The sequence below is a fragment of the Pseudomonas sp. S12(2018) genome (assembly GCF_024355235.1).
Lineage (GTDB): Bacteria > Pseudomonadota > Gammaproteobacteria > Pseudomonadales > Pseudomonadaceae > Aquipseudomonas > Aquipseudomonas palmensis.
In genome coordinates, this window is record NZ_QLAD01000001.1 from 756562 (window position 1) to 767803 (window position 11242).

Sequence of the window (11242 nt, forward strand, 5' to 3'; positions counted from 1 at the left end):
TCAGTTTGAAGGGTGCGCCGGCTTCATGCCGACGGCCATTGCGGCGGTGCCGTGCCGAAATCGGCCGCGAGGCTTACCGGCTTCCAGCGCTGCATCGCTTCGCTGCGGGCGGCCTCTTCCACCTCGACCACATACAAGGCGTCCGACCCCAACAGTAGACGCGACGGCAGCCCTTCACGAGCGGCCAGCGCCACGATCAGCTGTGCAATGCGCTCGGGGTCGCCCACTTCGTTGCCCACGTAGGACTCGATCAAGGCCTTGAACGCGGCCATCGACGCCATGTAGTCCGGGGCCAGCTCGGTGAGCGTGCTGCGGGCCTGGTGGCCCCAGTCGGTACGCATGCCGCCGGGCTCCAGGGTGCACACCTGGATGCCGAACGGCGCGACCTCCTTGCCGACCACGTCACTGAACCCGCCCACGGCCCATTTGGCCGCCTGATAGGCCGACAGGCCCGGGCTTGCGATGCGACCGCCGGCCGATGACACCTGAAAGATATGGCCGCGGCCCTGGGCGCGCATCACCGGGATGGCCGCACGGGTGAGGTTGACCACGCCGAACAGATTGGTCTCGACCTCGGCGCGAAAATCATCGGTGGGGATGTGCTCGAACGGCTGGATATGGCCGAAGCCGGCGTTGTTGACCAGCACATCCAGCCGGCCAAAACGGCGCACGGCCTCGGCCACGGCGTGCCTGGCCTGCCGTTCGTCGGTCACGTCCAGTTCGAACGTGGCCAGGTTGGCGCCGTACTGCGCCTGCAGCTCGACGAAGCGTGTGATGTCGCGTGCAGTGGCCAGCACCTTGGCGCCGCTGTGCAGCGCCGCCTCCAGAATGGCGCGCCCCAGGCCTCGGGACGCACCGGTAATCAACCAGACTTCAGACATGATCATTCAACCTTTTCAAAACGCCGACGCGGCGCATGGGCAACGTAAAAGAGGGGCTGCTCACTCGGGCCGAAAGCCGGCCTTGCCTTCCAGCATCACCGACTCGGCAAGCGCCTTCTGTGCCTGAATGTCCGCCAGGCTGCGTGCATAGCCGGCCTCCAGCGCCGCATAGGCATCCCCGCCGAGCACGGTGCGCAGCGGCGGCTTCTGCAACTGGCTGAGGGTGTAGATGGCGTCGGCCATTTTCAGCGGGTCGCCCGAGGCGGTGTCTTCGCCATGCTGTTCGATCCACCCGCGCAGGTTGCCGACCGCACTGCCCTTGTAGGCGTCGAGCTGCTCGGTCCAGCGGATGTTGGCCACGAAGCCGGTCTTGATCGAACCTGGCTCGATGATCAGGGTGTTGATGCCGAACTCGGCCAGCTCCTGCGCCACCGCTTCGGCGAAGCCTTCCAGCCCGTACTTGGCCGCGTGGTACAGCGAGCCGCCCGGGTAGGCGGTACGGCCGCCGACGCTGCTGACATGGATGAAGGTACCGCGCTGCTGTGCGCGCATCGCCGCCATGAAGGCGCGGGTGACCTGTATCGGCGCCATCAGGTTGAGCGCGATCTGCTGCTCGACTTCGGCGTCGGTCATCTCTTCCATCGCACCGATCACCGCCCCGCCCGCGTTGTTGACCACCACCTCCACATCGGGATGGCGGGCGGCAACGGCGCGTACCTGTTCGCGGTCGGTCACGTCGAGCGCTTCCACATGAAGGCGCTTTGGATACGCCTTTTGCAACGCCTGCATCGCCTCGACCCGACGCACTGCGGCGACCACGGTATGCCCCTGGGCCAGCGCCTTTTCGGTAAGGGCCAGGCCCAGGCCACCCGAAGCACCGGTAATGAACCACTTTTGAACAGCCATGAAGATACTCCTGTTACAAATTGTGAGTGATTAATCACTCAGTTAAAAGGCAAGGCTTTTACGCCGTAATGGCGCGCCACAGCATATGGAAGCCCAGCTGGCGGTGGCCGTCGGCCTCCTCCGGGGACTTCTCGATGTGTTCGATGGTGGTGGTGGCAATACTCTCGATCACGGAAGAAATGAAGCTGATCGGGGCGTCGATCAGCACACCGTCCTCTACCCCGCCCTCCATCGTCCTGGACACGGCCTGGAACGGCTGCGCGCCCAGTGCGCGGGTTTCTGCGGTCACCTGCCCCGACGCCGACAGCCGTGCCAGCACCACGCGCTCCAGGGCATTGTTCAGGCCCCAGCTGACATAGCGATTGAAGATGTACTCCATGCGCTGGCGGTAGTCGGCCTGGGCCGGGAAGTCCGACATCATGGCCGTCACCAGGCTTTGCTTGAGGTGCAGGTAGAGCTCCTGGAACAGCACCTCCTTGCTGCTGAAGTAGGTGAACAAGGTGCCGTCGGCAACCCCGGCGCGCCGCGCAATGCTCGACGTGCTGGCCATCACGCCCAGCTCGGCGACCGCCTGCATTGCAGACAACAGCAAGGCTTCACGTTTTTCGGGGCTGAGGGGACGTGCCATGGAGGGGGTTCGCTTAAGAAGACTGAGTAATCAGTCAACTATATTCCTGACCCTTGGGTGAATGCAAGGGGCGGATGACGCGACGGTGCCGAACGGCAAGCCCCCCGGCATGGCGCCGGGGGGTTGATAGCCGTTATCCGGCGCTACTCGAACAGGTTGACGATGGCGTCCGACAACGTACTCCGCTGCCGCGACCACGAGCTTGTGAAGTGATAGATATCGTTGGCCTGAACGTAGTGTTTCACGAACTGGAAGTGATAGTCGGCAGCAATCTGGAACAGGTACAGATCGCTTTGGATATTCACGTAGTTGGTGCCGAAGCGATGGATCTCGGTACTGATCTGGACCATGCCCTCCAGAACCGCATGGGTGTCGGGCTCCAGGTCCACATTGATTTCCGAAGTTGGCTTTTCGGTAAGAATGCGCTTCCAGGCGAGCTCCGAACTCTTTCTTCCCGAGATGCCCTTGGTAAGGTCGCAAGGGGCCTCGATGGCCTGGCGCGCTTTGCTCATTTCGTCTTTGATGCGGTCATCCAACTGCAACTTCCTGCCTGTTTTTACCTGGCAAAACAAACTGGTCAACTCGAGCCAGGCGGATTCATATTCCTTGGGGTTATCGCGCTCGACCATCTGCTTGGGGTTGGACCAGCAAGGCTTGTACCTGAACTTGGCGAAACTGTAGTCGGGGAAGTGCCCGAGCCAGCCGTGGCCCAGATAACTGGTACCGCTGGGGGCCGCTTCGAAGTTGGGGTTCGCGAACGGCACGCCCTTGGTGTCGGATGATTTCAGGACTTTCCTGTTCCAGTTTTTCGACGAGCCGTCCATGTAATAGATGGCCTGTGGGCCGTAGCCCATCTTGGACCATTCCCAGGAGTCCGGATCGTAGTCCGCATCCCAGTAGGTGTTCATCACGTTGTCGAGGCCGCAGTGGTCCTGGTGGGCCCAGGTGTCGGCGATCACATGCGCCCTGACCCCCAGCAGGATCAGCCTGAACCTGCGCAGCACGTCTGCACGATTGTCCTTCAGCACCTCTGCCCCGCCGATGGCCAGGCTGATGATCTTCTCCAGCCGATCGTCATCGGTAGCGCAGAGCACGGCATCTTGAACAAGCCTACGCGAGAGTGCGCTTTGCGGCCGGTTGAGCATCTTGCCGTATTGCAGATCCTTCACCTTGCTGGCGTTGTACTTTCTCAGTATCTGCTCGCCGCCGAAGGTGTCGCGCTTGATGAACTTGGGCAGGTAGTTGGCCACTTCAGCGCCATGGGTTTCTTCTCGGCTGGGCGTGCCGGCCGGGTCGTTGTAGTTGCCGGGGATGAAGTGGTACGAGCACCACAGGCCATCTTCAGGCTCCCCCATCGTACCCAGCAGCCCGCCCTGGTAGGTGTAGCGAGGGTTGTCCATCTTGGCCACGACGTTGTACTTGGCAGATTTTTGGGTGTCGCTGACCAGGCTCCAGTAAGAGGCATAGGTGCTCTCGCTGAAGAAGTCGATGAAGTTGGCTGCCTTGGCAATAAGGGTTGCATCGTCCTTGTTGAAGCCGCCGCACAGTGCTGAGTGGTAGGTACCGTAGAAGTGAAAATCCTGATCCATGCCGCTTTCCCCTAAACAGTTTTTGTTTAACAAAAAAAGACCGCATGGGTTTATAGGCAGGGATGCGTATAGTGTCAAATAGCCATCAGCAAGTGATAATTGTTATTTATATTAATTGCCATTGAATTGCAGGAAAAGGCTTAAGTGTGCTTTTTCGGAATTGATTAAAGGTTCGTTTGATAGGACTTTGATAAGCCGCGCCTAATCTGTGGCGCGGCATATCCAACGCTTTATAACCCTAATTTTCTCAGCCGCCCTCACCCGCCATTGAATCTTCAAGTTCAAGCAACTTGCCACACTGCTCACTGGCAAGCCGGCTGATGATCCGGATGGCCTGATGAATACCTGCTGTGTTGCGGAAGCTCAGTTGCGGGTTGTGTTCACACTCCAGCACTTCGTCATGTTGAACGAGCGCTTCACCGAGCAATTCGAGGGTCCAGGCGTAGCGCTGGAGGATAGACAGGCGCTCAAGGTCAATCATGAGGATTTCCGCCCTGTGACTTGTAGCTGGCCTGCGTGAAGATGGAGTAGAAATGGTGCGTGGAATACGCCGCCGACGTACCGAGGCGGAGAGCGGATGCGAGGATCCTGCTCAGAATGCGGATAGGCATGCATGAGACTCCAAGTTTGATTTTGGAGCTACCACGATCCTTCCTACGGGATTGGGTGGCAGCTGTGCATGGGGTAGGAATACCGGGAAACTTGGAACCCGGCCAGGCCGAAGCCTGCCCACGCACAGCCGCCATGACACGTCACAGCAAGCGAAAAAAAACGCCAGCCGTTGTGATAGGGGCGCCTAGTGCATGCGCCAAGTTTACCAGCAGGTTCCTACACCTGATCGCAGATTTTTCTGCGACTGGAGGAATTTATGCCTCGTGGGATCGATTCGCAAGCGCTGAGGCGGGCGGAAATTTCCTAGATTTTTGAAGGAAAGAGGATCAAAAAATTGATTTCCTACAACTTGTATGTACGGCGTCTTCTTGCGGACAATTTACTTTCCGAACTACAGCATTAAAGAGACAAAACGAGACAGGTAGAACAAGAAAGCCCGCACTAGGCGGGCTTTGTGGGGTTGTTTCGTGGACAGTTACAGACTTCTGGAAACTGGCCTCTGGTGCCGGAGACAGGAATCAAACCTGCGACCACTCGGCTTGTCGATGGGGACACAATCGCATAAACACACGAACACAACGTGTTCAGAAAATAGAAAGTGCTCAGCGACTACACTACAGCCCGTGCCCTTGAACCAAAGCGCTAAGAGAGACACCCGCTGCTTCAGGTCCTTTCGATTAGCGCAATCAGGCCCTCAAAGGAGTTTCCAGAAGTTGACGAGTGAGGGGACAGTTAGAATTTTTCGACTCTTGCACCAGGTCGAATCATGCGAGTCTCTGAAATGGGCAATCAGGAGTATCGCATCTGGGATCATGCGGCGACATTGACGGTGGGGTTGATGAAGCGCTTACGTATCAACTAAAGGATAAAAGCTGACAAACCATTATCAAAACGTGCTCCGAATAGCCATTGCGCTCCATAACGGGCCTACCACCCAATTAAGCAAGCTTGCAAACATACATACTCGACCAACACAGGAAGCCTCCATTTACCGCCCGAAAAGGGAAGTTTTTCGGAGTATTGCACTATCATATTATTCGGAGCCAAATTCTAACTACAAACACACTATTGAACCCCTTAAGCAAATTTAATGTCCACTCGCAACAAAATGGAATTTTCTAGCCAAAAATCCGAGCCAGAGCACGAGAAGGTATATCCCACGAGAATTTTAGAAGATCTATACCCCAAAATAGACACTGCCAATCATTTTTAGAATCCCATAGAGCTAGAGAGCAGAAAATTGGCGTTGTCGCCAACAGCATAAAAAAGCCAAACGTAAAGTCCAAAAAAGCAACCTGAGAACTCACCTGCCCAATAGATTTCTGAAGCGCCTCCCTCAGAGGCTTAGGATAGCTACCAATTTTCCCTTTAAACTGCCCAAAAACAATATCAAAGCTATGTTTAAGCCGATCAACTTGCAACCATTGATTCCATACAACCATGAGCAATATAGCCGAAACAAGAAAAACACCAAGGACACCAGAGTAGAACTCTAACCCCAGTTTGAACTTATTAAGCGCCACAACTCCAGCAATCGAAACAGGAAGCGCCAACAGTTTTCCTGATATATCACCCAACACAGAACTGAGCTTTCCAGCAAACTCAATCTCTGCCTTAGCAACTTCACCTCGAACCTTGTCAAATGAGAAACCATAAAGGTATGCCTGGAGGCTATGCCTATATAGGGAAACAACACCAGCCCAATTTGAAACTATAAAAGAAAAAGTCTCCTCCCCTTGAGGACACCGTTCAGCCATATCGGCTAGAGCCATTCCAAATATGAGCTTTCTTTCAGCGATGTGCAATTTATCCCGATTCTTATCGCTAACTAGCTCCGCCACAAGCCCATTGAACCGTAATTCAACAGCCAGCATGTCTTCAGAAAATTTTGTGGAAATCACCACATTCCGAGGAGGTTTATCCTTATCCGCTGGCAGGGAAAAATAAAGACTCATATAAGAGTCATTGGACTTATCATCAATCCAATTAGCCAAACTTGATAAATTTGTTATTAACGCACACACACCTTTAATTCGATCAAAGTTTAAATTTCCATCCCTATCAAATGGTGCCCAATCAACACTCACTATATAAAAATTCTCAGAGGCGACTCCTTTACCTAGAGTTCTAGCGCTCCTCACATACTCAGCGAATGAGAAATAAAATGCGCCATCAGAGCTTCGAGGCACTCTAAATTCTACAGTGAGAACCCCTGCATTTTCGTAGCAATCTATTAGGCTACCGTGTCGCGCATCTAGCCCCCGACATAACTCAGCCAGATCAAAAATCTGCGAATTAGGAGCGCCCTCATATCGAAATACTCCGCCATTGATAGCTGGTCGCCCGCAAGATCTATATAGCGAAACAACAATAGAAAAAATATTCATTGCAGCCGCCGATCAGTAAATTCCCTTTCAATCTCTCTCAACAGTTTGCCTGATGGGTTAGACAAAGTTAGCGTACCTTCATTACGATTGTAATAAACCTCAGCATTTGCATCTTCCCCCAAGGCTCCCTTTTCAAAATTCAACGTCCAATGATCTGCTTCGCCTTTGATTCTAACTCGATCATTCAGAGCTTTTTTGTTGACAGTGAACTCATCCGGAACTCTGACCTCTTCACCGTTCAGATAATCTTTGAGATTATCAAGATTCCCAGCCAGCTCCGCTTGTTCAATAGGAAGCGCTTGGAGCGCAGCAAAGCAAATTGCGTCCAATTTAGCATGCTGCCCCTGCTCCAATCGGTCATTTAAGTATCGCGTGACATTCTCTCGTGCCTGGATTTTAAATGGCGCAATATTTTCGTTCCTACGGAAAAACTGAAAAACCGAGTCGATTGCATTCTTCGTTGCACGCGCAGAAGCGATTCCTTTCTTGCAACCGAGCGCTTTAATAAAGTACCCGGACGCTTCACTATTCCTACCTCGACTTATGAAACAGAGATATGTTCTATCCTGATCTTCGGCATCATCATTTCCATTGGGAACCTCCCCAACTGCACGATAACGACTTAGATTTATCCGGGCAGCCTGATGAATTTTATCCATATCCACCTCAACTACCTCCTGAGGCACATAGTTCTCATCAAGCCTAATGCCGCCTTTCTGCTTAATGCTAGTAACCAAAATAAATGGAGTGTTGTCGCTCAAGTATGAGGAAACAAGTATATGACCACCTGTTGACAAGGCTTCCTCTTGAGACTGTACAACCAGCTCATCAATCACTGTAGTCGCCAACGCAGAAAAAATATCTGCTGAATCCAGATTCGCATCAAGTGCAGCAGTGGCGCCAGGAAACATACCCTGTCGCCCATCAGTAGCAAATTGCCCCCAGACAACGTTATTCCCAGCCTTCCCTAGAATCGTATGAATACCTAACACCAGTGAAACCACAGGGGCCAACTGAACATTAAATAGCGGCTTTCGGACAACATTCCCAACCACACCAGTATGCGCATCCTTTTCATAACTATGAATCACTGCATGTTTTAATACAAAAGGCATAGTATTCCTTATCAAAACCGGCGATAACTTCGAAGAAATGTAGCCCTGGCAGGTTGCTCCTGACCGACGGGCCATATGGCTTTCTAGCATCATCCTAATGATGGGGAAAGCAGTTCAAATAGCGACAGCCTAAAAATTCCTAGGGCACCCACGACTGAACCGATGGTACCGGCCTGCCTTAGAAGGCGCTCGCCAGACGCGATGACGAACCTACCGAACATGCGCCTGATGACCGACGATGCGTCAAAATGCATAGACCGATCAGAAAGCGCCTCAGCTCTTCACTTGTTCCAATGGCGTTATATTGTAGGCAAGCTCAAGCGCAACTCGGCAGCGGCCTGGCTCTGGCTTGTAGTGGCCTAATGAAGCCAGACACCCATTTAGGCGAGAATGCTCGCCATGGAGAGGTGTCTGATGACCAAGCAACGTCGTCCTTACCCCAGAATTCAAGCGCGAAGCTGCCAGCCTGTTGCTCGATCAGCGCTACAGCCATATCGATGCCGTCCGTTAACTTGGGCTGGTGGAGTCGGGCCTGCGTCGATGGGTCAACCAGCTCCAGCAAGAGCGAGGCGGCATCACTCCGACCAGCAAGGCGCCGCCCGAGCAGCAAAAAATCCCGAATCAATCGGTTGGAACGGGAAAAATCGATCCTAAAAAACCGCCTCCCCGGCACTCCGCGCTCTTGATGAACGAGGAGCACGAGCGTTCGCGTTAGTTGAGCAGCTTCGCTCTGAAGAGCCTGTTGATATGTTGTGCTCGATATTTGAAGTCCCGGATCTTGCTACTACGGGCACTACCGCAATCGCCAATCTCCGGACGTTGAGCGGTTGGTTTTACGCAGCCGCTTGAACGAGTTGTTCACTCAAAGCCGCAGCGCGGCGGGCAGCCGAAGCATCATGTTCATGATGCACGAGGACGGCATAGCGATTGGGCAATTCAAGTGCACCAGTTGATGAGCGAGATGAAGTTGATCAGCAAGCAACCCGGCTCACATGCCTACAAAAAGGTGACGGTGGCGCGGCCGAATATCGGCTGGCAGCAGCCGGAATACGCCGGAACGCCATAACGAAAAAACCCGCCAGAAGGCGGGTTTTACGGGGGTTCCAGAGATTTTGGTAGCCATCGCTGGAACCTGAACTGGTGCCGGAGACAGGAATCGAACCTGCGACCTTCGCGTTACGAGTGCGCTGCTCTACCGACTGAGCTACACCGGCGTGGCGACAACGCTACCATTGCCGCCACGCTTTCGCAAATCACTGTTTATCAACAGCTATTGCCCACCACTCGCCTGCACCGCGGTGCACCCGGCCGGGGCCAGGTCGGCTTCGATATCGGTGCTGCACGTCCAGCCCGTGGCCGAACGGGCCCAGGTCAGGTGCTTGCCCGCCACCGGCGCCGGCGCATCCACCAGCACGCATGCAAGGGTGCCCACACCAGTCGCCGCCACGCCCTGCGCACTCAAGGTGCAGTTGGCCGTGGTCGGCTGGCCGCCAAGGGCGGCGACATCGGCCACGTCCTTGCCCTGGTTGATCTGCACTTCGAAGGCGGTCTTCAATGCCGACACCTCGGCCAGCGCCGCCGTGGCCTTGGCCCGCGCCTGGTGGTTGGTGTACATGGGCATGGCAATGGTCGCCAGAATGCCGATGATCGCCACCACGATCATCAACTCGATCAATGTAATACCGCGCTGTCCCTTCATGGGCACTCCCCTCGCAAAAACTCACAAATCCCGCCACGGACACCGCCGCAGACCAGCGCGCCAGTAGGCCCGAACAGACACCTTTTGTCACCCTGCGGGTGCTTAACCCAGCACCGCGCTCGACTACTCTAGTGGCCACCGGGCGGGATTGCCCGGGCCTATCACCCTGAAGCTGTTACAGGGTTTGTGACTGTCCACCGCTGCATGGAGGTAGCGATGAACCACAAGACAAAAACCTATGCCTGGCAAGGCATCGACCGCACCGGCACCCACGTGAGTGGGCACAGCAGCGGGCAGAACAGTGCGCTGGTGAAGGCGCTGCTGCGCGGTCGCGGCATTCGCCCAACCCAGGTGAACGCGGCACGCCGTACTACCCTGCAATTGCCCGCTTCGCTCGGCGCCCAGGACATCACCCGCTTCAGCCGCCAGTTGGCAACGTTGTTCAAGGCCGGCGTGCCGCTGCTGCAAGGGCTGGGCATGATCGCCGAAGGCATCAACAACCCACCGCTGCGCCGCCTGCTGGGCACCCTCAAAAACGATATCGCCGCCGGCTGCGGCCTGGCCGATGCGCTGCGCAGGCACCCGCGCCAGTTCGACAGCCTGTATTGCAACCTGGTGGCCGTGGGTGAGCAAACCGGCTGCCTGGACAGCCTGCTCGACCAGTTGGCAACACTGCAGGAAAAACGCCAGGCGCTACGGGCCCGGCTGAAGAAGGCCATGGTCTACCCCGCGCTGGTGCTGCTGGTGGGGTTGGGGGTGGCGGCGCTGCTGTTGCTCAAGGTGGTACCGCAGTTTCAGGCCATGTTTGCAGGCTTCGGCGCGCCGTTGCCGGCCTTCACCCAGGGTGTCATCAACCTGGCCGACTGGCTGGGGCAGTATCTGCTGTGGGTGCTTGGGGTAATGCTGGCCACGGGATTTGCCCTGCGCCGCGCCTTCGAGCGTCAGCAGGCGGTGCGTTTATGGATGTTGCGCCAGGCGCTACGCATGCCGGTTCTGGGGCCGGTGATGCAGCATGCGGCGCTGGCTCGTTTTGCGCGTACCCTGGCGACGTCGTTCAGTGCCGGCGTACCGCTCACCGAAGCCCTGGGGCCGGTGGCCGCCGCGTGCGGCAATACGCTGTACGAGCAGGCCGTGCTGCGCCTGCGCCAGGCCATCGGCAACGGCCTGTCGATGAGCGCGGCGATGCGCAACGAGCCGCTGTTCCCGTGCCTGGCGGTACAGATGTGCGCCATTGGCGAGACATCCGGCACGCTCGACGATATGCTCGACCGGATCGCCAGCCACCACGAAACGGCCGTCGACGAATGGCTCGACAACCTGGCCAGCCTGCTGGAGCCGATGATCGTGCTGATTCTCGGGCTGGTGGTAGGCAGCCTGGTGGTCGCCATGTACCTGCCGATCTTCCAGCTGGGCGATGTGATCTGA

The 11242-nt window shown here is 55.9% G+C and carries 9 protein-coding genes, 1 tRNA gene and 1 pseudogene; 2 read left to right on the top strand and 9 right to left on the bottom strand.

Features of this window, described 5'->3' with window-relative positions:
* Positions 1–23: 23 nt before the first annotated feature.
* The 7 genes from DN388_RS03610 to DN388_RS03640 all read right to left on the bottom strand — a co-directional run bounded on the left by DN388_RS03610 (position 24) and on the right by DN388_RS03640 (position 8118).
* The gene (locus DN388_RS03610; RefSeq protein ID WP_104573144.1) at positions 24–881 is read right to left on the bottom strand and encodes an SDR family NAD(P)-dependent oxidoreductase; all 858 of its coding nucleotides are present in this window, start codon (positions 879–881) and stop codon (positions 24–26) included.
* Between the two features lie 60 nt (positions 882–941).
* Positions 942–1787 (bottom strand): SDR family NAD(P)-dependent oxidoreductase, encoded by an 846-nt coding sequence (locus DN388_RS03615; protein ID WP_229589869.1) that lies wholly within the window; start codon positions 1785–1787, stop codon positions 942–944.
* A 58-nt stretch (positions 1788–1845) separates the two neighbouring features.
* Entirely contained in the window at positions 1846–2415 is a 570-nt protein-coding gene (locus DN388_RS03620; protein ID WP_054914894.1) for a TetR/AcrR family transcriptional regulator, read from the bottom strand.
* A gap of 143 nt (positions 2416–2558) precedes the next feature.
* Complete coding sequence (locus DN388_RS03625) at positions 2559–4037, bottom strand: DUF6765 family protein (RefSeq protein ID WP_254996743.1); 1479 nt, start codon at positions 4035–4037, stop codon at positions 2559–2561.
* A gap of 214 nt (positions 4038–4251) precedes the next feature.
* Complete coding sequence (locus tag DN388_RS03630) at positions 4252–4485, bottom strand: hypothetical protein (protein ID WP_043860445.1); 234 nt, start codon at positions 4483–4485, stop codon at positions 4252–4254.
* Positions 4486–5734: 1249 nt separating this feature from the next.
* Complete coding sequence (locus tag DN388_RS03635) at positions 5735–7003, bottom strand: hypothetical protein (protein ID WP_254996746.1); 1269 nt, start codon at positions 7001–7003, stop codon at positions 5735–5737.
* Entirely contained in the window at positions 7000–8118 is a 1119-nt protein-coding gene (locus tag DN388_RS03640; protein WP_254996749.1) for a nucleoid-associated protein, read from the bottom strand. The genes DN388_RS03635 and DN388_RS03640 overlap by 4 nt, the downstream gene beginning before the upstream one ends.
* A 414-nt stretch (positions 8119–8532) precedes the next feature.
* Between DN388_RS03640 and DN388_RS03645 the strand changes: the two are divergent.
* Positions 8533–9148 (top strand): annotated as a pseudogene (locus DN388_RS03645) (transposase); the annotation flags it as partial.
* Between the two features lie 108 nt (positions 9149–9256).
* Here DN388_RS03645 and DN388_RS03650 read toward each other — a convergent pair.
* Both DN388_RS03650 and DN388_RS03655 read right to left on the bottom strand, forming a co-directional pair.
* Positions 9257–9332 (bottom strand) — tRNA-Thr (locus DN388_RS03650).
* Positions 9333–9388: 56 nt separating this feature from the next.
* Positions 9389–9817 carry a pilin gene (locus DN388_RS03655; protein WP_254996750.1) on the bottom strand — a complete coding sequence of 143 codons (429 nt, stop codon included), beginning with the start codon at positions 9815–9817 and terminating at the stop codon, positions 9389–9391.
* Positions 9818–10033: 216 nt separating this feature from the next.
* Here DN388_RS03655 and DN388_RS03660 point away from each other — a divergent pair, with 216 nt between their 5' ends.
* Complete coding sequence (locus tag DN388_RS03660; RefSeq protein ID WP_254996752.1) at positions 10034–11242, top strand: type II secretion system F family protein; 1209 nt, start codon at positions 10034–10036, stop codon at positions 11240–11242.

What these genes read in the sequence shown, in the direction of transcription:
- DN388_RS03660 (WP_254996752.1), top strand. Translation starts at nt 10,034, where the DNA reads ATGAACCACAAGACAAAAACCTATGCCTGGCAAGGCATCGACCGCACC.
- DN388_RS03615 (WP_229589869.1), bottom strand. Translation starts at nt 1,787, where the DNA reads ATGGCTGTTCAAAAGTGGTTCATTACCGGTGCTTCGGGTGGCCTGGGC.
- DN388_RS03635 (WP_254996746.1), bottom strand. Translation starts at nt 7,003, where the DNA reads ATGAATATTTTTTCTATTGTTGTTTCGCTATATAGATCTTGCGGGCGA.
- DN388_RS03610 (WP_104573144.1), bottom strand. Translation starts at nt 881, where the DNA reads ATGTCTGAAGTCTGGTTGATTACCGGTGCGTCCCGAGGCCTGGGGCGC.
- DN388_RS03630 (WP_043860445.1), bottom strand. Translation starts at nt 4,485, where the DNA reads ATGATTGACCTTGAGCGCCTGTCTATCCTCCAGCGCTACGCCTGGACC.
- DN388_RS03640 (WP_254996749.1), bottom strand. Translation starts at nt 8,118, where the DNA reads ATGCCTTTTGTATTAAAACATGCAGTGATTCATAGTTATGAAAAGGAT.
- DN388_RS03620 (WP_054914894.1), bottom strand. Translation starts at nt 2,415, where the DNA reads ATGGCACGTCCCCTCAGCCCCGAAAAACGTGAAGCCTTGCTGTTGTCT.
- DN388_RS03655 (WP_254996750.1), bottom strand. Translation starts at nt 9,817, where the DNA reads ATGAAGGGACAGCGCGGTATTACATTGATCGAGTTGATGATCGTGGTG.